Origin of the sequence: Pseudomonas sp. CFBP 8758, assembly GCF_014841725.1 — a bacterium.
In the GTDB taxonomy this organism is placed as follows: domain Bacteria; phylum Pseudomonadota; class Gammaproteobacteria; order Pseudomonadales; family Pseudomonadaceae; genus Aquipseudomonas; species Aquipseudomonas baltica.
Genome location: NZ_JACYUK010000007.1, coordinates 150908 through 172536, shown reverse-complemented (window position 1 = coordinate 172536; position 21629 = coordinate 150908). Strand labels below are relative to the sequence as shown.

Below are 21629 nucleotides of genomic sequence, written 5' to 3'. Positions count from 1 at the left end.
GACCGCTCCTGCGATCCCTCCGTAGGAGCGGTCAGCGGCCGCGAACCGGCACCACCGATGCCCCAACAACCTTCGACCCATTTCCACTCGAGCCCAGCCATTGAAAACCTCCTATTCTCCCGATACTGCGGTGTCCGCCGCCCAGCGCGTGCTGGGCGGGCGCGACCTGTTCTCCCTGTGGTTTTCCCTGGGCGTGGGCCTCATGGTGCTGCAGACCGGCGCCCTGCTGGCGCCTGGCCTGGGCCTGGCCGGCGCACTGGCGGCGATCTTCCTGGGCACCCTGGTGGGTGTTTTGCTGCTCGCCTCGGTCGGCGTCATCGGTAGCGACACCGGCCTGTCCGCCATGGCCGCCCTGCGCCTGACCCTGGGCCGCGGCGCCGGCAGCGTTCCGGCCTTGCTCAACCTGTTGCAACTGATTGGCTGGGGATCGTTCGAGATCATCGTCATGCGCGATGCGGCCAGCCTGCTGGGCACGCGCGCGTTCGGTGAGGGCAGCCTGGGCAGCAACCCCTGGCTGTGGACCGTGTTTTTCGGCGGCCTGGCGACATTGCTGGCGGTCACCGGGCCGCTGACCTTCGTGCGCAAGGTGCTGCGCAAATGGGGCATATGGCTGCTGTTGGCAGCGTGCCTGTGGCTGACCTGGAACCTGTTCGCCAAGGCCGACCTGACGACCCTGTGGAACACCGCTGGCGACGGTTCCATGGACCTGGCCACGGGCTTCGACATCGCCATCGCCATGCCCTTGTCGTGGCTGCCGCTGATTGCCGACTATTCGCGATTCGGCAAGCGCGCCAAAAGCGTGTTCGGCGGCACGGCCGTCGGGTTTTTCATAGGCAATTTCTGGTTGATGAGCCTGGGCGTCGCCTACACCCTGGCGTTCGCGCCCAGTGGCGAAGTCAATGCGCTGCTGCTGGCGTTGGCCGGGGCCGGCCTGGGCATACCGCTGTTGTTGATCCTGCTGGACGAGTCGGAGAACGCCTTCGCCGATATCCATTCGGCGGCGGTATCGACCAGCTTGCTGTCAGGGCTCAAGGTCGAACACCTGGCCTTGGCCATCGGCATCATCTGCACGCTGATCGCCTGCCTGGCACCGCTGGCGCAGTACCAGAACTTCCTGCTGCTGATTGGCTCGGTATTCGCGCCGCTGTTCGGCGTGGTGCTGATGGACCACTTCGTGCTGCGCAGGCGTTCGGCGCAGGTCGAACCGCGCGCCGTGCACTGGAGTGCGCTGCTGGCCTGGCTTGGTGGCGTATGCCTGTACCACGTGCTGGCCAATCTGTACCCGCAGATCGGCGCAACCCTGCCAGCGCTGCTGGTGGCCGGGTTGCTGTACTACCTGATCGAGCGAGTACTCAACCGCGACCCGGGAACAGCTCGGGCTTGATCACCCCATTGAGGCGCGGGTAGGCGATCTTCACTTCCGGGTGGCCCATGGCGTAGGGGGCGATGCTGTACACATTGTACTTGAGCACCACGCCCCCATAGGTCAGGGCAATGTTCGGCGTTTGCTGGAAGGGCCACTGGCGAATGAACTCGGCGTCCTTGTCCAGTTTGCTGGCGACCAGCCAGCCGCGGTGGGCTTCTTCGGCGGCCTGCCAGAACGCACGCTCCTGGCCTGGGACCAGCATGTCCTGCAAGGTCAGCTCGCGGTGTTCGCGGCGCGACCAGTTGATGAAGCCGCGCCCGGGCATGCCATGGGCGCCGCCGGTCATGGCGTAGCTGGACAGTTCGACCACAACAATGCCGTCATGCTGTTCGCGTACCTTGGCTTGCAGGTAGCTGCTGTAGCGTGGCTGGGCCTCGCGCATGAACTGCTCTTCGTAAGCCTTCAGGGTCGCGGGCACGCGGGCGTCCGGGGTATTGACGGTCATCTCGCGCAAGCGTTTGTCGATGGCTGCATCCAGGCCCGGCTCGTCGGGAAAGTGCACCACGTCGATGTTCACCAGCGGGCAATCCTGATTGTCGCAGCCAGGCTTGAGGTGCTCGAAAGCCTCGCGCTTGGTGTCCAGCGGCGCCCGGTAGTTGGGCTGGAAGAGGCTGGAGCAGGCACCCAGGGTCAGGGCGACGCAGGCCACGGAGGCGAACTTGAGAAACGACATGAGGGTCCTTGGCGGGTAATGGAATTATCGTGGTTGGACTGTCGGTCGAACCGTCGGTTCGCCAGCTGCGCAATCTTAATGCCTGCTCGCCCAACCGCCTATCCCGAGGCGCGCGGCTTCACCTCAAAGGGGCTGCAATACGGGCCCATCGCGGTTAGGATGGCCCCATGCTGCATGCACGAGTAAGAGGTTTTTCCATGCCAGATTCATCACGATCAATGCCTTCGGCGGTCGAAATCGACAAGCGCGAGCTCTGCTTCCAGGGCTTCTACAAACTGGACAAGCTGTTCCTGCGCCACGAGCTGTTCAACGGTGGCATGAGCAAGCAGATCAGCCGCGAATTGTTCGTGCGCCACGATGCCGTGTGTGTGTTGCCCTACGACGCCGCTCGCGACGAACTGGTGCTCATCGAGCAGTTCCGGGTCGGCGCGGTGGGCAAGGTCGACAACCCCTGGCTGATCGAAATGGTCGCCGGGCTGATCGACAAGGACGAGCGGCCCGAGGAAGTCGCGCACCGCGAGGCCGACGAGGAAGCGGGCCTGCAGATCGAAGCGTTGTGGCCGATCAGCAAGTACTTCCCGTCACCCGGCGGCAGCGACGAGTTCGTGCACCTTTACCTGGGCCGCTGCAGCAGCGAGGGCGCAGGTGGTCTGCATGGCCTGGAAGAAGAGGGCGAGGACATCCGCGTCAAGGTCTGGGCATTCGACGATGCCCTGCAGGCCGTGCGCGATGGTCGAATTATCAACGCGGCAGCGATCATCGCCATCCAATGGCTGGCCCTGAACCGCGACGAAGTCAGGGGGCTGTGGTCGTGAGCCCGTTGCGCGAGCGCTACCGCGTCGATCTGGTCGGCCTGCAGGCCGCCTGCGAAGCCAATTACGCGCGGCTCATGCGCCTGCTGCCGGACATGCGCAGCCAGCAGTTGTCACGCCGCATCGCCATGACCCAGGCCGACCAGATGCTTGGTGTGCTGACGCTGGAGGTGCTACTTGCCTGTCCGTACACCACCACCCTGCGCGTACGCCAGGAACACAGCCTGCCATGGCTGCCGGTGCCGCAGATGGAGGTGCAGGTGTACCACGACGCGCGCATGGCCGAAGTCGTCAGCGCCGAGCACGCCCGGCGTTTCCGCAGCGTCTATCCCTACCCCAATGCGGCCATGCACCAGCCTGACGAAAAGGCCCAGCTCAATCTGTTCCTGGGTGAGTGGCTGAGTCATTGCCTGGCCTGTGGCCACGAGTACGAAGCGGTACGCTGAACATCGGCCTGCACGAGCGCCGCAGGTCGCATTGCCCTTGTCATCCAGGCTGCGCATAATTTGCCGGTTCGCCCTTTTGCCTGGAGACGGTCTTGTCGAGCCTATCTGATCCTGCTGTCGATGCACCGGTAGTGCTCGTGCAGCTTTCCGACAGCCACCTGGTGGCCGCAGCCGACGGTGCCATGTTCGGCTTGAACACGCGACGGAGCCTGGCGCAGGTAGTCGCGCAGGTGCTCGAGGAGCAGCCGCGCATCGACCTGCTGGTCGCCACCGGTGACCTGTCCCAGGACGGCACGCTGGCGTCTTACCAGGCGTTCGCGCAGGCCACCCAGGTCATTTGCGCACCCACGCGCTGGCTGCCCGGCAACCACGACGAGCCGGCGCTCATGCGGCAAGCCGCAGAAGGCACCCAGTGGCTGGAGCCTGTGGCGGATGTGGGTGCCTGGCGGGTGACGCTGCTCGATTCGGCCATCGCCGGTTCGGCAGCCGGCCATCTGGCCGACGATCAGTTGCAGTTGCTCGAGCGGGCGCTCGCTGAAGCACCGCACAAGCATCATCTGGTGTGCCTGCACCACCATCCGGTCGCGATCGGCAGCCAATGGATAGAGCCCATCGGGCTGCGCAACGCCGGGGCCCTGTTCGAACTGCTCGGGCGTTTCCCGCAGGCGCGTGGTGTGCTCTGGGGGCATGTGCATCAGGAGATCGACCGGCACGCCCATGGCTTGCGCCTGCTGGCGTCGCCGTCCACGGGCATTCAGTTTCTGCCCGGCAGTGAGGATTTCGCCCTGGACAACCGCGCGCCGGGCTACCGCTGGCTGCGCCTGATGCCGGACGGGCAGATCGAGACCGGCGTGTCGCGGCTGGCGAACTTCACCTTCACCCCGGACCTGGACGCGGCGGGTTACTGATTCAGAGGCGGTAGTGCGGCCTTCGCGGCCAGAGCCCGCTCCCGCAGGGTTTCGCGCCAGGATTGCGGCTTGCCCATATACCGACGCAGCAACACCCCAACTGCACCCCCGACAAGGTAAACTGCGCGCCATCTCTATGCCCGGAGGCCCCCATGCCCGGTTCGATCCTCTACATTCACGGTCTGAACAGTTCGCCGGATTCGCAGAAAGCCCGCCAGCTGAGCGCGCTGATGCAACGCATCGGCCTGGCCGACCAGCTACGCGCGCCGGCGCTGCACCACCATCCGCGCCAGGCCATTGCCCAACTGGAAGCCGCGCTGGCGCAGCTCGACGCACCATTGCTGGTGGGAAGCTCCCTCGGCGGCTACTATGCGACGCACCTGGCAAAGCGCTTCGGCCTCAAGGCATTGTTGATCAATCCGGTGGTCAATCCCCACCACCTGTTCGATGGCTACCTGGGAATGCAGACCAACCACTATACGGGCGAACGCTGGCAGTTGACCCGCGACCACGTCACGGCCCTTGCCGAGCTGGAAGTGCCGGCGCCCACCGACCCCGAGCGGCTTCAGGTGTGGCTGCAGACCGGCGACGAAACCCTCGACTATCGCCAGGCTGCGGCCTTCTACCAAGCCTGCAGCGTACACATCGAAAACGGCGGCGACCACGGCTTCCAAGGCTTTGCGCAAAAGTTGCCAGCGCTGCTGGCATTCGCCGGCATCGACGCGGCGCGTTACCAGGCCGTCGATTTTGCCCAGCTTTGATCACTCTTTTCACGAACGACTGACGACGAGACCCCATGGCCAATCCCAGCGCTAGCTCCTATAACGCAGACGCCATCGAAGTCCTCTCGGGCCTCGACCCGGTGCGCAAGCGCCCGGGCATGTACACCGACACCAGTCGGCCCAACCACCTGGCCCAGGAAGTCATCGACAACAGTGTCGACGAAGCCCTGGCGGGCCATGCACGTTCTATCCAGGTCATCCTGCACGCCGATCACTCTCTTGAAGTGTCCGACGATGGCCGTGGCATGCCCGTGGACATCCACCCCGAGGAAGGCGTCAGCGGCGTCGAGCTGATCCTTACCAAGCTGCACGCGGGCGGCAAGTTTTCCAACAAGAACTACCAGTTTTCCGGCGGCCTGCACGGGGTGGGCATCTCGGTGGTCAACGCCTTGTCCAATCAGGTGCGGGTCAGGGTCAAGCGCGACGGCAACGAGTACCAGATGACCTTCGCCGATGGCTTCAAGGCCACCGATCTGGAAGTCATCGGCACCGTCGGCAAGCGCAACACCGGCACCAGCGTGTACTTCGCCCCGGACCCGAAATACTTCGATTCGCCGAAGTTTTCCGTCAGCCGCCTCAAGCATGTGCTCAAGGCCAAGGCGGTGTTGTGTCCCGGCCTGCTGGTCAGCTTCGAAGACAAGGGCAGCGGCGAGAAGGTCGAGTGGCATTATGAAGACGGTCTGCGTTCGTACCTGATCGATGCGGTCACCGAATTCGCTCGCCTGCCCGACGAGCCGTTCTGCGGCAGCCTGGCAGGCAACAAGGAAGCCGTGGACTGGGCACTGCTGTGGTTGCCCGAAGGCGGCGACAGCGTTCAGGAAAGCTACGTCAACCTGATCCCGACGGCTCAGGGCGGTACCCACGTCAACGGGCTGCGCCAGGGTCTGCTGGATGCGATGCGCGAGTTCTGCGAGTTCCGCAACCTGCTGCCACGCGGCTTGAAGCTGGCGCCCGAAGATATCTGGGAACGCATCGCCTTCGTGCTGTCGATGAAGATGCAGGATGCGCAGTTCTCCGGCCAGACCAAGGAGCGGCTGTCCTCGCGCGAGGCGGCTGCGTTCGTCTCCGGCGTGGTCAAGGACGCCTTCAGCCTGTGGCTCAACGCCCATCCCGAATTGGGCATGCAGTTGGCCGAACTGGCGATCAGCAACGCCGGGCGTCGCCTCAAGGCGAGCAAGAAGGTCGAGCGCAAGCGCATCACCCAGGGCCCCGCATTGCCTGGCAAGCTGGCTGACTGCGCCGGGCAGGACCCGGCCCGCTCCGAACTGTTCCTGGTCGAAGGGGACTCGGCCGGTGGCTCGGCCAAACAGGCGCGGGACAAGGAGTTCCAGGCGATCCTGCCGTTGCGCGGCAAGATCCTCAACACCTGGGAGGTGGACGGCAGCGAAGTACTCGCCAGCCAGGAAGTCCACAACATTGCCGTGGCCATCGGCGTCGATCCCGGTGCCGCCGATATCAGCCAGCTGCGCTACGGCAAGGTGTGCATTCTGGCCGACGCCGACTCCGACGGCCTGCACATCGCGACCCTTCTATGCGCGCTGTTCGTCCAGCACTTCCGGCCTTTGGTGGACGCCGGTCACGTCTACGTCGCCATGCCGCCGCTGTACCGCATCGACCTGGGCAAGGAGATCTTCTACGCCCTGGACGAGGCCGAGCGCGACGGCATCCTCGACCGCCTGGTCGCCGAAAAGAAACGCGGCAAGCCGCAGGTCACGCGCTTCAAGGGCCTGGGCGAAATGAACCCGCCGCAACTGCGCGAAACCACCATGGACCCCAACACCCGCCGGCTGGTGCAACTGACCCTGGACGACTTCGCCGGCACCACCGAAATCATGGACATGCTGCTGGCCAAGAAACGTGCGGGCGACCGCAAGGCGTGGCTCGAGTCCAAGGGCAACCTGGCCGAGGTGCTGGCTTGATCGCAGCGCTGCTGACAGCCCTGTTCGCCCTGGCCCTGCCGACGCTGGCCGTGGCGTCGGGGCAACCACCCGTGCCCGAGCTGACCCTGGTCGGCGAGCACGCGGTGGACGGTATGCCCACCGGGAACCTGTCCGGCCTGGCGCTGTGCCGCAAGACCTTGTGGGCCGTTTCGGACCGGGAGGACGGTACGGTCTATCGGCTCGATACCTCGACTCCCAACTGGCAGGCCACGGCCGTAACCTTCAAGGCGCCGCCGGTACCGCCCAGCGGGCTGCCCGTTCGTCTGCGCATGAGCAGTTGGGCGGCGGCCTTCGTGCGTGGCGGCGACTTGGATTTCGAAGGCATCAGCTGCGATGCCCGAGGCAACCAATACCTGGTCAGTGAATCCCACGTCGCGGTGCTGCAGATTCCCGTGTCAGGCGAGCCGAAATGGTTGACCCTGGACCCGACCCTGGTCAGTCAGGCACGCGCCAGCCACCTGCTGTTGCATTTCAATGCCCTGTTCGAAGGGCTGACCGTCAATCTGGCGGGCGACCGCCTGTGGCTGGCTGCCGAACGTCAGCAGCGCGGCCTGCTGGCCGTTCGCAAGCGGCCATTGAGCTGGAGCTGTGAGGGGCGTTGCGTATTGCTTGCCGAAGGCGGTGCGGAAGCCCTGCCGGTGCAGATTCCCCGGGCCAGGCACATGCCGCGCGATTTTGCCGATCTGGCCTGGTTCGATGGCAAGCTGTTCACGCTGGAACGCAATGCCTATCGCATCTGTCGTCGCGACGCGGACACGGCTGCCGTGGAGCGATGCTGGTCGTTCGCCGCCGAGGCGCTGTTGCCGGCTCGCCGCTATGATGCTCCTTACGGTCTGACCGAAGCGCTGAGCGTCGATGCCGAGGGGGCATGGGTGGGCACCGACAATAACCAGTGGGCCCGCGCCGATGGCGAGCGGCGTCCGGTGGTCTGGCGCTTCGCGGCCCCCGCCGGCGGCTGGAGCGCCGCGCCATGAGCCAGGCCGCACCGGGCAGGCGTGTTGGCAAGGTGTTGATGCTGCTGGCCTGGGCCGCAGCGTTGTACCTGGCCACGCAGTTCTTCGGTGACTGGGAACAGCGTCGAGAAAATCCCAATGCGGTGCCGGTTTCCCAGCACGGCGACGGCTACGTGGAAGTGCAACTGGCCGGCAATGGCCAGGGGCACTTCGTCAGCGGCGGCTTCATCAATGGGCAGCCGGTGCAATTCATGCTCGACACCGGCGCCACCGATGTGGCCATGCCCGAAGCGGTCGCGCGCAAGCTCGATCTGGCCCGCGGTGCGCCGGTGCTGCTGACCACTGCCAATGGCAAGACCCAAGGCTATCGCACCGAGATCGCCACTCTGCAGCTGGGCGATATACGCCTGAGCAATGTCCGCGCCCTGGTGGTGCCGGGCTTCGACGGCGACCAGGTGCTGCTGGGCATGAGCGCCCTGAAACAACTTGAATTCACTCAGCGCGGCGGCAACTTGCTGCTGCGCCAGACCACGAAACGATGAGGCTTGCATGAGCGATTCCCTCGATCTCAGTCTTGACGGCGTAGAACGCCGGTCCCTGGCTGACTTCACCGAACAGGCCTACCTCAACTACTCCATGTACGTGATCATGGATCGCGCCTTGCCGCATATCGGTGATGGCCTCAAGCCGGTCCAGCGACGCATCGTCTATGCCATGAGCGAGTTGGGCCTGGACGCCGACGCCAAGCACAAGAAGTCCGCACGTACCGTGGGCGATGTACTCGGCAAGTTCCACCCCCACGGCGACTCGGCCTGCTACGAGGCCATGGTCCTGATGGCCCAGCCGTTCAGCTATCGCTACACGCTGGTCGATGGCCAGGGCAACTGGGGCGCACCGGACGATCCCAAGTCGTTCGCCGCGATGCGCTACACCGAGGCGCGTCTGTCGCGCTATTCCGAGGTGCTGCTCACCGAGCTGGGCCAGGGCACGGCGGACTGGGTGCCGAACTTCGACGGTACCCTCGACGAGCCGTCGGTGCTGCCGGCACGGCTGCCCAATATCCTGCTCAACGGCACCACCGGCATTGCCGTAGGCATGGCCACCGACGTTCCACCGCACAACCTGCGCGAAGTGGCCAGCGCCTGTGTGCGCCTGCTCGACGAGCCCAAGGCGACGATCGAGCAGCTCTGCGAACACATCCAGGGCCCCGACTACCCGACCGAAGCGGAAATCATCACCCCGCGCGCCGATCTGCTGAAAATCTACCAGACCGGCCGCGGCTCGGTGCGCATGCGCGCGGTGTATCGCCTGGAAGACGGCGACGTAGTCGTCACCGCCTTGCCGCACCAAGTGTCCGGCGCCAAAGTGCTGGAACAGATCGCGGCGCAGATGCAGGCCAAGAAGCTGCCGATGGTGGCCGATCTGCGTGACGAATCCGACCACGAGCATCCGTGTCGCATCGTCATCATTCCACGCTCCAATCGCGTCGAAGTCGACGACCTGATGCAGCATCTGTTCGCCACCACCGATCTGGAGTCGACCTACCGGGTCAACGTCAACATCATCGGTCTGGACGGTCGCCCGCAGTTGAAGAACCTGCGCACGTTGCTGGTCGAATGGCTGGAGTTCCGTGTCAACACCGTGCGCCGTCGCCTGCAGTTCCGCCTGGACAAGGTCGAACGTCGCCTGCACCTGTTGGACGGCTTGCTGATCGCCTTCCTCAACCTGGATGAAGTGATCCACATCATCCGCACCGAGGAGCATCCCAAGGCGCGCCTGATCGAACGCTTTGCCCTCACCGAGATCCAGGCCGACTACATTCTCGACACGCGCCTGCGTCAGCTCGCGCGCCTCGAGGAAATGAAGATCCGCGGCGAGCAGGAAGAACTGGCCAAGGAACGCGCCAAGCTGCAGGCGCTGCTGGGCAGCGAAAGCAAGCTGAAGAAGCTGGTGCGCGCCGAGCTGATCAAGGACGCCGAAACCTATGGCGACGAGCGTCGCTCGCCGATCGTTGCGCGCAGCGAAGCACGCGCGCTGTCGGAGAACGAGCTGATGCCGACCGAGCCGGTGACGGTAGTGCTGTCGGAAAAAGGCTGGGTGCGCTGTGGCAAAGGTCACGATATCGACGCCACGGGCCTCTCCTACAAGGCCGGTGACGGCTACAAGACCGCAGCCATCGGGCGTTCGAACCAGTTCGCGGTATTCATCGACTCGACCGGGCGCAGCTATTCGGTGGCCGCGCATACCCTGCCTTCGGCCCGTGGCCAGGGCGAACCCCTGACCGGCCGCCTGACGCCGCCACCCGGCGCCACCTTCGAGTGCGTGATGCTGCCCGACGACGACGCGCTGTACGTCATCGCGTCGGACGCCGGCTACGGCTTCGTGGTCAAGGGCGAAGACCTGCAGGCCAAGAACAAGGCTGGCAAGGCACTGCTCAGCCTGCCCAAAGGGGCCAAGGTGATCAACCCGCGTGCCGTACCCGATCGGGAACGGAACTGGCTGGCCGCGGTAACCACCGAGGGCCGCCTGCTGGTGTTCAAGATCAGCGACCTGCCGCAACTGGGCAAGGGCAAAGGCAACAAGATCATCGGCATTCCCGGTGATCGCGTGGCCAGTCGTGAAGAATTCGTCACTGACCTTGCGGTGGTCGCCGAAGGCTCGACGCTGGTGCTGCACGCGGGTAAACGCACGCTGTCGCTCAAGCCCGATGACCTTGAGCACTATAAAGGCGAGCGCGGTCGGCGTGGCAACAAGCTGCCCCGCGGTTTCCAGCGTGTCGACGCCCTGGTCGTGGAAAACCTCTGATCGACGACCGCGCCTGGACGGTGGCCGTGCTGCCGTTCGACGGACAAGCACTGGAGTCAGGGCGCGGATTCACGGATGATAGGCCCTTTCGCGGCGCTGCCAAGCGGCAGCGTCCAGACGACTCGGTCGAGTATTGCTGCGGTTGCCGTGTGGCAGCCGCCTGGATGAAATGATGAAACTGTTGCGCCTTCCCGTGATTTTATTGCTCAGCGGCGTGCTGGGACTGGCCGGATGCAGCACGCATCAACCGGTGGCCCTGTACCAGCTCGACAGCGGCAACCCCGGGCTGCCCAAGGAAAGTCGGGGTATGGCCGTGCTGCTGGGGCCAGTATCCGTGGCCGACTACCTGCAGCGCGAAACGCTGCTGCAGCGCCAGTCCGACGGCAGCCTGAGAGCGTCCACCGACGGTCGTTGGGCCGGCAGCCTTTCTGCCGACATCGACCAGTTGCTGTTGCGCCAGATGGCCTGGCGCCTGGACAGCCAGCGCGTGGTGTTGGCGCCTACGCCCGCCAACTTCACGCCTGACGCCCAGGTGCTGTTGTCGATCACTCGACTCGATTCAGGCAGCGGCCAGCCTGCCGTCCTGGATGCCCAGTGGCGTGTCCTCGACCGCCGTGGGCAAGTGCGTGACAACCGCATCGTCCATCTCGAGGAAAAGCATGACGGCGGCACCGCGGATCAAGTCCAGGCCCAGGGCGTACTGCTGCAGCGCCTGGCCGCACAGCTGACTGCGGCGCTCAAGCCGTTGGCCAACCAGCCGGCGCTGGTCGAGGAGCGCAAGTCCGCGCCGGCGCAGGTGCGCCGCGAGCAGGAAAAGTCGCGGATTCCTCTGGCTACGCCCATCCGCACCGATCTGGAAGTGTTCCGCTTCTAGAACGGCGCCCACAAAAAAGCCCGCATTGCGGGCTTTTTTTATGGGCAAACGCTCAACCAATCAGCTGATTCGTGCCAGTTGGCGTTCCAGCAGGGACGGGTAGGGCTCCAGCAGCCGCTCGACGCAACAGGCCCCTTCGGGGCTGGCGATCGAGCGAATGCGCGCGCGTTGACGGATCAGCGGGTCTTCGCCGATCTCGCGCACCACCAGCAGCAGGTTGCGACTGTGCTGCGAGAGCGCCAGTGCATCCTGCGCCGATTCGGTCAGCAGCAGGTCGATGGAATTCAAGCCATGAACGTCATCGCTGAGCACCAGACCCAACTGCAGTTGCAGGGTGATGCCGCTGTCGGCGACCTCGATCTGCAAGGCATGGCCCAGGGCACGCAACAGTTCGCCGCAGCAGATCGCGTTGGTCAGGTAGTCATCACCGCTGTGTTCACTGTGGAACAGCATCAGCGTGCTGCCGTCGTTGAGCATGTGCACTTCGCTCTCGTACAGCGAGGCGGCCTGTTGCAGGCAGTCGTGATAACGCTCCAGCAGCTCGGCCAGACGTGCCTTGGGCAGGCGACGCAGTTGTTCCTGCGCACCCAGTTGCACGGCCAGCACGGCGCTGTCGGTGTGCACCCGAGCCACGGCAGTGGTCGGCTGCTTGATCACGGCCACCGGGGTTTCGCGCAGGTCGGCGAACGGGTCGTCACCGAAGTCTTCTTCGTCTTCGTCAGCCTGAATCTGGCGCATGACCGGTTTTACCGGCTTGGCTGCCACGGGCGGGAAGGGGCCCGGCTTGGCGGTTGCCGTGCGCACGGGTGGCGCTGCGTGCGGCACCTCGTCTTCGTCGGTGTCGTCGGGTTCGACCTCTGGCTCGCGCGGCTCTGGCGCCAGCTGTGCGTGCAGCTGCCGGGCCAGGTCGCCGATCTCGTCGGTGCGCTGGGTGGCCGGGGTGAACTCGTCGGGGTTGCGCAACCAGACCCGCAGTTGCAGCAGCGGCGTGGAAATGTAGCGACCCAGCCGCAGGCTCAACGCCAGTGCCAGCACCAACAGGATACCGGCCAGAACGCCCATGCTTTGCAGGCTGATGGTCAACGGCTGCTGGAACTGATTCATGTCCAGGCTGATGCGCAGTTGCCCGGCCAGCGCATCCTGGAAGTTGATCTTGGTTTCGTACAGCCCCTGGCTCTGCCCCAGCAGGCCGCTTTTGGGGCGCTGTCCGGCTTCGGCGAGAATGCGATTGTCCGGGCTGAAGATCGCCGCGTGGGCGACCAGCGGGTTCTTCACCAGGTTGTTGAGCAGCACGTTGAGGCTGAGAATGTCGTTGGACACCAGCAACTCGGTAGCGGACGTGGCCGTTTGCGTAGTCAGGCTCTGCCCCACCGCGTCGGCCTGCTCGTGCATGGCCTGCTTGAACTGCAGACCCATGACGCAGGCGTAGATCACCAGGGCTATGGCAACCAGCACGATGTTGGTGAACGCGATGCGCAAAGCCAGGGGCACTCGACGGTGGCGCACGGCTCGGAAGATCAGCAGGAAGAAGTTGTCGGTTTTGACTGGCGTAGGCCGGTTCACTGAGCGCGGCTCTTTGTCCGTGAAGTTGGCGCGCAGTATAACGAGCACCCTCCGAGCGGCAAAGCGCTGCCTGTGCCCGATGGTCACTGAAAGTGGTTAGAATGCGTTTTTTTTCATGAAACGGGGTGCCTCTTGCGCGAAATCGTCCTGCTCAACATCACCGCTCGGGAGCAGTCGGGCATCGCCGATGCCTTGCGCGCCGCTCTGGCCGCCGATACCACGTTCAGCGCCGCCCAGTCCGCCACGCCGGCTGAACATGTGGTCAGCGTGATGGGGCGCCAGGTCGGTTACCCTGCCTTGCAGCAGGTTATCAGCCTGCTGAGCGAGCATGGCTTGGCGTTGGCGAGCATCGAGCGCCTGTCTGCGGCGGCGGGCGGCAACGCCTGTTTCGAGCTGGGCCTGCTCGGCACGCTGGAGCAGCCGCTGCAATTGCGCGGGCAAGTGCTTGAGCTCAGCGCCGCGCTGGGTCTGGACATCGTCTACCAGCCCGAATCACCTCAGCGCCGACAGCCACGCCTGGCGGTGTTCGACATGGATTCGACCCTGATCGAGGCCGAGGTGATCGACGAACTGGCCAAGGCGGCCGGCATCGGCGAACGCGTCGCGGCCATCACCGAGCAGGCCATGCGCGGCGAAATCGACTTTCGCGCCAGCTTCAAGGCGCGTCTGGCACTGCTCGACGGTCTCGACGTTGCGGTACTCGATGACATCGGTGCGCAGCTGCGCCTGAGTGAAGGGGCCGAGCGCCTGTTCGCCGAACTCAACCGCATGGGTGTGAAGACGGCCATTCTGTCCGGTGGCTTCACGTATTTCGCCAGGCAGTTGCAGGAGCGCCTGGGCATCACCCATGTGTTCGCCAACGAACTGCAGGTGGTCGACGGCAAATGCACCGGCGTGGCAGTCGAGCCGATCGTCGACGCCCAGCGCAAGGCCGACCTGCTGCAGCAGCTGGCTCGTGAACAGGGTGTGGAGTTGAGCGAGACCCTCGCCGTGGGCGATGGCGCCAACGACCTGGCCATGCTGGCGATTGCAGGCCTGGGCGTGGCGTTCCGTGCCAAGCCGCTGGTACGCCAGTCGGCGCGTCAGGCCATCAGCGTGCTGGGGCTGGATGCCGTGCTGTACCTGCTGGGCCGCCGCGACTGAACGCAGCCTGGCTCAGAGGTCTTTCCACAGCGAATCGAAGTCTTCTTCGGGTGCAGCATCGTCGGCACCGGCCGGCGCCGGTTTGGCCACTTCCAGCAGGTGGTATTCGAACTGGTTGAAGCTGCCGGTGCCGGTCATGCGCTGCCCAAGGCCGGCCGGGCGTTCTTCACCTTGGGTGTTGATGATCACCTTGTTGCCTTCGAGGAACGGCATGCGTGGGGCCAGCAGGGAGGCGGGTATGTCGATGGCGCGGATTTCCGGCAGCAACAGGCCGCGCAGGAACTGGCTGTTCTGCTCGCTGACGCGCACCAGTTGCAGACCGCATGGCTGCGCGTGCGGTGCCACCAGCTCGATGCCCATCTGCGTGCCGCCACTGCGCACCTGACGGATCCAGCGCACTACCGCCACGCTCCAGCCCTGGGCCTGAGTGTCCTGAATACCGATCATTTCTCCGGCCTGCAGCTGCGGCGGGACTTCCCTTGGCCATGCCAGGCAATAGCCGCCGGGGCTGTGGTTGACGATCTGCAGAGCGTAGGTAGGGAAGTGCTGGTCATTGTTGGACGCGCTGGCGGCGCCGCTGCCTTCGCCGCTCGGCAGGTCGTACTGGATTTCTTCGTAGTCGCCGTGCCGGTCGGTTTCGCTCGGCCTGCTCCAGGACTGGGTGGCGGCGCCCGGCACGAACTGCGCGCTCTGGGAAAGGGCCGGACGCTTGAGGATCTCGCTGAAGGAACGCTCGCCGCCAATGTAGTAATGCAGCGCGCTCATGCCGATGCACACCGTCAGGTTGCCCTGACCGGGGGTGCGGGTAAAGGTGCGTTCCGCCACATCGCCCCAGGCGGCCGCCACGTGTTGCAGCAGATCGATACTGAAGTTGCTGGGGATCAGCCGCGACTGAGCACGCTGCTCGACCGGCATTTCCAGGTGCGTCTTGATCGCCTCGACCAGATCGGCGGGGTCGAGTCCGACCAGCAGTGGCAACTGGTCCTCTTCATACAGCGTCTTGTAGCGCGGCGGGCTGTCTTCGTCGGGCGCCATGGCGAACAGGCTCGAAGCCAGGGTGGCAGGCTGCACACGCACCAGCAGACTCCAGGCCTCGAGCACTTCGGCCAGACGCAGGATCGCCTGCTGGCGCATCTGGTTGCAGCGTGAACTGCCCAGCAACAAGGCGGCGGTGTAGCTTTGCTGCACGCTCAGGGTCGTGCCATGCGCGGCCAGCGGATCGTTGATCGGGACGTTCTGCAACTGATGCGCCAGGGCCGCCTGGTACAGCTGGTGCAGTTCCAGCCAGACCCCGTCGGGCACCGGGCAGTACAGCAGGCTGGCGCGCATCACTGGCCCATTCAGGCAGTGCAGGGCGCGCTGCGCAGCGGTGGCCAGGAGCGTGGCGCGATCCTTGGAGGCACGGTCTTTCGCGTAGGTGGCGCTAATGCGCAGCACGATCTGCTTGTAGCCGATGGCCAGATGGTTCTGCAGGGCCTGGCACAGGTTGGCGACCTTGCGCGAGCGTTCGTCGAGAACGATAGACTGGTTGAGGAAGTGTCGTTCCAGATGCTTGCAGACGAAATACACCTCGGGCCGCAGCAGCTCGAGCAGTTGCAGGCGGTTTTCGCTGGGCGTGAGCAGCTGGTTGAGCTCGCCGAGGCCCTGGTACAGCAACCGGGCGGTTTCCCCCAGATTGGCCTTGGGCAGCTTGGCAATCCAGCGCTTGAGGTCGCGCGGGGTCGCTTCGCAGAAGGTCAGGCTCAACTGCGATGGCGTCGGTGCGCGCAACAACAGATGGGGGCGTGGCGACATCGGTCGTTTCCTGGTTCAACTCAGGTCGTCGCTCGAGGGCTTGAACGACGAGAAAAGACAGGCCATTCATTTGGCCGTATGCAAGGACTCTAACAGCATTGGATAACGGTCGCAGCCTCGATGTCGCCGAGGCTGCGCCGCGCAGGCTGCAGGCGGTTCAGATCACGGTGGAAACTGGCGCCGGCGCCACGTCGTCCGCGCTGGCCGCCAGCCCGATGCCCTGGCCCATGTTCACCGGTGACAAGTTGGCCAGATGATGGGCCCATTTGACTTGCTCCGGGCCAAACAGCATGACCACGGTGGAGCCCAGCTTGAAGCGGCCCATCTCGGCACCCTTCTCCAGATGGATCGGCGCGCGAGCGGCTTCGTCGTAGCGAAAGGTCTTGAGTTCGCGCTTGGGCGGCGTCACCAGGCCCGCCCAGACGGTTTCAATCGAAGCGACGATCATCGCGCCCACCAGCACCATGGCCATCGGCCCGCGTTCGGTGTCGAAGATGCACACCACCCGTTCGTTGCGCGCGAACAGTTCAGGCACGTTCTCGGCAGTGGTCTGGTTGACCGAGAAGATGCGCCCCGGCACATAGATCATTTCGCGCAGGGTACCCGCCAGTGGCATGTGCACCCGATGGTAGTCGCGCGGTGACAGGTAGATGGTAGCGAACTTGCCACCCATGAAAGGAGCGGCGTTGTCTGGATCGCCGCCCAGCAGTTCGAGCACGCTGAAGCTGTGACCCTTGGCCTGGAAAATGCGACCGTGATCGATGGTACCCAGCTGGCTGACGGCGCCGTCAGCCGGCGAGAGTATTGCACCGGGGGTCGGGTCCAGCGGACGCGCATCGGGCTTCAGGGCACGGGTGAAGAAGGCGTTGAAGTTCTCGTAGGCACTCAGGTCTTCGACCTGGGCCAGCGACATGTCGACGTTGTAGCGCTCGGCGAACCAGCGGGTGAAGGCGTTCTTGAACCAGCGCGAGCGGCATTCGGCAACGCACCCGGCCAGGCGCGAGAGCAGGTGATGGGGCAGCAGGTATTGGCTGATGATGAACAGGCGATCTTTCATTGAGTGTCCTTAAACTTCGGTGGGGGTGTCGGGGTGGTTGCCCCATTCGCCCCAGGAACCGGCATAGCCCTTGACGCGTGGATAGCCCAGCGCCTTGGCCACGAGATAAGTGAAGCCAGAGCGGTGATGGGTCTGGCAGTGAGTGATGATTTCCTTGTCGGCGGTGATGCCCAGGCCGTCGAGCATCTGCGCCACGTCGCTGCGGATGCGCAGCTGGCGCGCCGGATCCATGGCGGCGGTCCACTCCAGGTTGATCGCACCGGGAATGTGCCCCGCCTTGGCTGCCAGCACTTTTTCGCCCGAGTATTCCAGCGGGCCGCGGGCATCCCAGATGGCCAGGTCGCTGGCGCCCAGGCGGCTTTGCAGGTACTCGCGGGTTGCGGTGGGCTCGTCGTGCAGGGTCAGCGACACCGGGCCGCCGGCGCTGGCTGGCGTGTCCTGGCTCAGCGGCAGGCCGGCGGCCTCCCAGGCCAGGATGCCGCCATCGAGGTAGTGATAGCGAGAATGGCCGATCACGTCGAGCAGCCAGATGAAGCGTCCGGCCCAGCCGCCGCCCTCGTCGTCGTAGACCACGTAGGTCGCCTGCGGGTGGTGACCCAGCTCGCCGAACAGCTGCTCCAGTGACGCCAGCCCGGGCAACAGCCCCGGTGCAGGCGGCTGACCCAATTGGGTACGCTTGGGATCGACGAAACGCGCCCCGCGGATGTGCCCGGATGCGTAGCGCGCGTCGCTGGTCAGGTCGACCACGATCAGGTTGGCGGCATCGAGCCGAGTACTCAGCGCCTCGGGCTCGATCACCAGGGGCAGGCCAGCGAAGTCAGGCATTCGGGTCTCCAGATAAAACGGAACGACGATTGTAGCGCAAGCCTTACCGGCTGCGGTTGGTAAAGGTGTCCAGCGCGCGCTCGATGCACTGTGCGGTCTTGCCGAAGCCCTGCACACTGATCTCGGAAAACGGGCGTCCGCCCTGGTCGGCGACCAGCAACGTGTGCACGCGGCCTTCGACGCCCAGCGAGCGCAGCAGCACGTGTTCACCGCGGAACAGCGCGCGCAGGGTCGCCGGCAGCAGTGCCTGCAGCTGCGCGCTGTTGGCGCTGCCCATGCGCAACTGCGTCGGTTGGGCAAGCAGCCGCTGCAACAGGCTGCTGTGCTCGATGCCCAGGCTCAGCGCGGCCGCCTCCTTGGGCAGCCCCGCGCTCTGGTGCACGCGCAGGCTGCCATGGCTGCGGTCGACCATCAGCAGCATGACCCGCTGCATGCCGCATGCCAGCAGTGCATCGCGCGCGCAGGTGGTCAGGTGCAAGGCATTGTTGAACGGCGTTGGCGTGGCCAGCAGCTGCGTGCACAGGTGCCGCCAGCCCGCCAGTGCCGCTTCGCTGGGTGCCGGCGCCGGTTCGCTGTCCTGCGTCGCGGGCGTGTGCTGCGGCGGCCACGGCAGGCTGCGTGCCGGGTGCCACAGGTCGGTAGCCCAGTGCACACGGGCGCTGTGCACCGCATGTTGATGAACCTGTTGCTGCACCTGCTCCAGCGGCACTTGCAGGTACAGGCAGCTCAGGTACTGCCAGCGCTGCAGGTGGGGGGTGAACCAGCCGTGCTGCGCCGCCAGGGCCAGACCATTGGCCATCAGGATGGTATTGGCCGGCTGGTTCAACCAGCGGCGCAGCGCCGGCTCGTCGTCCAGCTGCTGTTGCTGACGCAGGCGGTGCTGGTTGTCGCGGGCGATGTGCAGCGCCTGCACCAGCGCCCGCCGTTCCCCCAGCAGCAGGCGATAGCCGTGCAGCACCCAGGCCGGCAAGCGCCATTTCTGCGCCAGTGCCTGGCAGAGCACCAGCAGCGGTACGCCGAACAGCGCCTGCTCGACCGTGGCCGCCGCTTCGCCCTCGGCAATGACCCGGCGCTCCCATTCATCGAGCAGTTCGGGGTAGGTTGCAGCCAGTGGCCAGAGCGGCGACAGGAACAACAGGCTGCCCCAGTGGATCTCCTGCCACAGCCGCGCCAGCCGTGCCGCGAACAGGCCATTGGCCTGCTGGCTGGCATGCTGGCTGATCATTTGCAACTGACGCAGGGTCAGCGGCATCTGCTGCGGGTCGAGCGCGGGCAGGCGCATCAGCAACTCTTCGGCACGCGACAGGCCCAGCCGGTTCAGGGCCACTTCGAGGCTTTCCGCCGGTTCCGCCAGGCTGTTGCTGGCATGCCGGTTGGCTTCGCGCATCACGCTGAGCACCAGCGCCGGGCTGTGCTGCATCAGGTCAGCGATGTCGCGCAGCGAGCGGCGTCGGTCCTTGATCGCCGCGCGAACCTTGTCGTGGTAGAGCCTGGGGATCGGCAGGCGCACGCCATCGAGCAATGCGAGCCAGGTGTCGAGGGTTTGAGGCTTGGCGTTGGACACTATGCTTATCCTGATGCATGCCTGAATGCAGGCCGACTACACGAACGGACCAAACTGGCTTTTGAAAACCGCTGCCTATAGTCTGGCGCAGTTCTGCCGATAAGGAGAACAACAGATTCAACATCACCTTTTTCGTCCATGAACCCGACTTCTGAAGTGTTTTTTATCCATGGCTAAAATTATCGGCATCATTGTCGTGTTCGCGAGCGTGCTCGGCGGATACGTTCTTTCCCATGGTCAGTTGGCTGCCCTGGTGCAGCCCTTCGAGGTGCTGATCATCGGTGGCGCCGCACTGGGCGCGTTCCTGCAGGCCAACCCCGGCAGCACCACCATGATCGTGCTGAAGAAGTCGCTGAAGATGTTCAAGTCGCGCTTCAGTCATGCCTTCTATCTGGAAGTGCTGAGCCTGCTGTTCGAGATCCTCAACAAGAGCCGTCGCGAGGGCATGATGTCCATCGAGGCCGACATCGAGGACGTCGCCGCCAGCCCGATCTTCGCCAAGTACCCAGCCCTCCTCAAGGACGAGCAGATGATGGCGTTCATCTGCGATTACCTGCGCATCATGTCTTCGGGCAACATGGCCCCACACGAACTCGAAGGCCTGTTCGACATGGAGCTGCTGAGCATGAAGGAAGAGCTCGAGCACCCGTCCCACGCCGTCACCGGCATCGCCGATGCGTTGCCCGGTTTCGGTATCGTTGCGGCGGTGCTGGGTATCGTCGTGACCATGGCCTCGCTGGGTGATGGCGACAAGGCAGCGATCGGCGGTCACGTCGGCGCCGCCCTGGTCGGTACGTTCCTGGGTATTTTGGCGGCCTATGGTTTCTTCGGGCCCTTGGCGACCTGCCTGGCCCATGATGCCAAGGAAGAACTGAACGTCTACGAGGCCATCAAGGCGTCGCTGGTGGCTTCGGCCTCGGGCATGCCGCCGTCGCTGGCCGTGGAGTTCGGGCGCAAGGTGCTGTACCCGGCGCACCGGCCCAGCTTCGCCGAACTCGAACAAGCCGTACGCGGTCGCTGAGTCATGGAAAACAACCAGCCCATCATCGTCAAGCGGGTCAAGCGCTTTGGCGGCGGCCATCATGGCGGCGCCTGGAAGATCGCATTCGCCGACTTCGCGACGGCGATGATGGCGTTCTTCCTGGTATTGTGGCTGTTGTCCGAAGCCACGCCTGAACAGAAGATCGCCATCGCTGGCTACTTCAAGGACCCGATCGGCTTCTCCGAAAGCGGCACGCCCTATGTCATCGACCTGGGCGGCTCGCCCCAGCTATCGCCCGAGAAGACGCTGAATCCGGACGTCGAGGTGTCGCCGCCCAAGCCCGAGACCTCGACCCAGGTCGCGGCCGAGCAGGCCGAGCAAGTGGCCCAGCAGGTTGAAAAGGAACGCCTCGAATTGTTGCTGCAGGAACTGCAGAACAAGGTCGACGAAAACCCCCAGCTGCAGAAATTCAAGGACCAGATCCTTTTCGAGATCACTCAGGACGGTTTGCGCATCCAGATAACCGACGCCGAGAATCGGCCGATGTTCGACCTGGGCAGTGCGCGGCTCAAACCCTATTTCGAGGACATCCTGCTGGCCATGGCGGACACCATCAAGGCGGTGCCGAACAAGATCAGCGTCAGCGGTCACACCGATGCCAAGCCCTACGCCGGCAGTGCGGCGGGCGGCTTCGGCAATTGGGAGCTGTCGTCCAACCGTGCCAATGCCGCGCGCCGCGCGCTGGTAGCCGGCAGCTACCCGGAAGACCAGATCGCCCGAGTGGTTGGCTATGGCTCGTCTTCGCTGTTCGACCGCAAGGATCCGCTGAACTCCATCAATCGCCGTATCGATATCGTGGTGCTGACCAAGAAGGCCCAGCGCGACATCGAAGGCGAGCAACCGGCCCTGGAAACGCCTGCACCCGGCGCGCCTCCAGCTGCCAGTCCTCCTGGCGCGTCGATCGGTGATCCCGATGCGCCGGTGCAGCCGCGCGAGCTGCGCCAGCGGCTGAACCTCTTCGAGGACGGCTCGACGAAGATGGTCGAGCCGGGCAAACCCGCGCCCTGATGGGCCGCACCGCC

19 protein-coding genes are annotated in these 21629 nt (G+C 64.8%); 13 read left to right on the top strand and 6 right to left on the bottom strand.

Features of this window, described 5'->3' with window-relative positions:
- The first annotated feature begins 100 nt into the window (after positions 1 to 100).
- A complete protein-coding gene (cytX, locus tag IFT75_RS16760; RefSeq protein ID WP_197975832.1) occupies positions 101 to 1384 on the top strand; it encodes a putative hydroxymethylpyrimidine transporter CytX in 1284 nt (427 codons plus the stop codon).
- On the opposite strand, the gene IFT75_RS16755 is transcribed toward cytX, so the two are convergent.
- Entirely contained in the window at positions 1353 to 2099 is a 747-nt protein-coding gene (locus tag IFT75_RS16755) for an RsiV family protein (RefSeq protein WP_185794968.1), read from the bottom strand. The two genes, cytX and IFT75_RS16755, sit on opposite strands and share 32 nt — an antisense overlap.
- Positions 2100 to 2296: 197 nt before the next feature.
- Between IFT75_RS16755 and IFT75_RS16750 the strand changes: the two genes are divergently transcribed.
- The 9 genes from IFT75_RS16750 (at position 2297) to IFT75_RS16710 (ending at position 11619) form a co-directional block, all read left to right on the top strand.
- On the top strand, positions 2297 to 2914 hold the full coding sequence (locus tag IFT75_RS16750) for an NUDIX domain-containing protein (protein ID WP_185794969.1): 618 nt from the start codon (positions 2297 to 2299) through the stop codon (positions 2912 to 2914).
- The gene (locus IFT75_RS16745; RefSeq protein WP_197975833.1) at positions 2869 to 3357 is read left to right on the top strand and encodes a DUF1249 domain-containing protein; all 489 of its coding nucleotides are present in this window, start codon (positions 2869 to 2871) and stop codon (positions 3355 to 3357) included. Before IFT75_RS16750 ends, IFT75_RS16745 begins: the two co-directional genes overlap by 46 nt.
- Positions 3358 to 3449: 92 nt before the next feature.
- Positions 3450 to 4265 carry a 3',5'-cyclic-AMP phosphodiesterase gene (gene cpdA / locus IFT75_RS16740; RefSeq protein WP_122480401.1) on the top strand — a complete coding sequence of 272 codons (816 nt, stop codon included), beginning with the start codon at positions 3450 to 3452 and terminating at the stop codon, positions 4263 to 4265.
- Between the two features lie 152 nt (positions 4266 to 4417).
- Positions 4418 to 5026: a YqiA/YcfP family alpha/beta fold hydrolase gene (locus IFT75_RS16735; protein WP_122480400.1), complete on the top strand. Its 609-nt coding sequence runs from the start codon at positions 4418 to 4420 to the stop codon at positions 5024 to 5026.
- 35 nt (positions 5027 to 5061) lie between these two features.
- Positions 5062 to 6966, top strand: coding sequence for a DNA topoisomerase IV subunit B (parE, locus tag IFT75_RS16730; RefSeq protein WP_043191207.1), 1905 nt, complete (start codon positions 5062 to 5064; stop codon positions 6964 to 6966).
- Positions 6967 to 6974: 8 nt separating this feature from the next.
- Complete coding sequence (locus IFT75_RS16725; RefSeq protein ID WP_425312024.1) at positions 6975 to 7961, top strand: esterase-like activity of phytase family protein; 987 nt, start codon at positions 6975 to 6977, stop codon at positions 7959 to 7961.
- Positions 7958 to 8482: a retropepsin-like aspartic protease family protein gene (locus IFT75_RS16720; RefSeq protein ID WP_185794971.1), complete on the top strand. Its 525-nt coding sequence runs from the start codon at positions 7958 to 7960 to the stop codon at positions 8480 to 8482. Before IFT75_RS16725 ends, IFT75_RS16720 begins: the two co-directional genes overlap by 4 nt.
- Before the next feature lie 7 nt (positions 8483 to 8489).
- Complete coding sequence (gene parC, locus IFT75_RS16715; RefSeq protein WP_192055786.1) at positions 8490 to 10745, top strand: DNA topoisomerase IV subunit A; 2256 nt, start codon at positions 8490 to 8492, stop codon at positions 10743 to 10745.
- Positions 10746 to 10914: 169 nt separating this feature from the next.
- Positions 10915 to 11619 carry a PqiC family protein gene (locus tag IFT75_RS16710; RefSeq protein ID WP_122480397.1) on the top strand — a complete coding sequence of 235 codons (705 nt, stop codon included), beginning with the start codon at positions 10915 to 10917 and terminating at the stop codon, positions 11617 to 11619.
- Between the two features lie 60 nt (positions 11620 to 11679).
- On the opposite strand, the gene IFT75_RS16705 is transcribed toward IFT75_RS16710, so the two are convergent.
- On the bottom strand, positions 11680 to 13182 hold the full coding sequence (locus tag IFT75_RS16705) for a histidine kinase (RefSeq protein WP_192055784.1): 1503 nt from the start codon (positions 13180 to 13182) through the stop codon (positions 11680 to 11682).
- Positions 13183 to 13374: 192 nt separating this feature from the next.
- Here IFT75_RS16705 and serB point away from each other — a divergent pair, with 192 nt between their 5' ends.
- Positions 13375 to 14325, top strand: coding sequence for a phosphoserine phosphatase SerB (serB, locus tag IFT75_RS16700; protein WP_240998861.1), 951 nt, complete (start codon positions 13375 to 13377; stop codon positions 14323 to 14325).
- A gap of 12 nt (positions 14326 to 14337) precedes the next feature.
- Here the strand turns inward: serB and IFT75_RS16695 are convergent, their stop codons facing one another.
- The 4 genes from IFT75_RS16695 to IFT75_RS16680 all read right to left on the bottom strand — a co-directional run bounded on the left by IFT75_RS16695 (position 14338) and on the right by IFT75_RS16680 (position 19565).
- Positions 14338 to 16119, bottom strand: a complete 1782-nt coding sequence (locus tag IFT75_RS16695) for a molecular chaperone (RefSeq protein ID WP_192055781.1) — start codon at positions 16117 to 16119, stop codon at positions 14338 to 14340.
- 157 nt (positions 16120 to 16276) lie between these two features.
- Positions 16277 to 17176, bottom strand: a complete 900-nt coding sequence (gene asd / locus IFT75_RS16690) for an archaetidylserine decarboxylase (protein WP_192055779.1) — start codon at positions 17174 to 17176, stop codon at positions 16277 to 16279.
- Between the two features lie 9 nt (positions 17177 to 17185).
- Positions 17186 to 18001 (bottom strand): rhodanese-like domain-containing protein, encoded by an 816-nt coding sequence (locus IFT75_RS16685; protein ID WP_185794977.1) that lies wholly within the window; start codon positions 17999 to 18001, stop codon positions 17186 to 17188.
- Between the two features lie 43 nt (positions 18002 to 18044).
- Positions 18045 to 19565: an HDOD domain-containing protein gene (locus IFT75_RS16680; protein ID WP_342214384.1), complete on the bottom strand. Its 1521-nt coding sequence runs from the start codon at positions 19563 to 19565 to the stop codon at positions 18045 to 18047.
- A gap of 169 nt (positions 19566 to 19734) precedes the next feature.
- On the opposite strand from IFT75_RS16680, the gene motA reads away from it, so the two are divergent.
- Entirely contained in the window at positions 19735 to 20586 is an 852-nt protein-coding gene (gene motA / locus IFT75_RS16675) for a flagellar motor stator protein MotA (RefSeq protein WP_122480391.1), read from the top strand.
- 3 nt (positions 20587 to 20589) lie between these two features.
- On the top strand, positions 20590 to 21615 hold the full coding sequence (gene motB, locus IFT75_RS16670; RefSeq protein ID WP_122480390.1) for a flagellar motor protein MotB: 1026 nt from the start codon (positions 20590 to 20592) through the stop codon (positions 21613 to 21615).
- Positions 21616 to 21629: the final 14 nt, after the last annotated feature.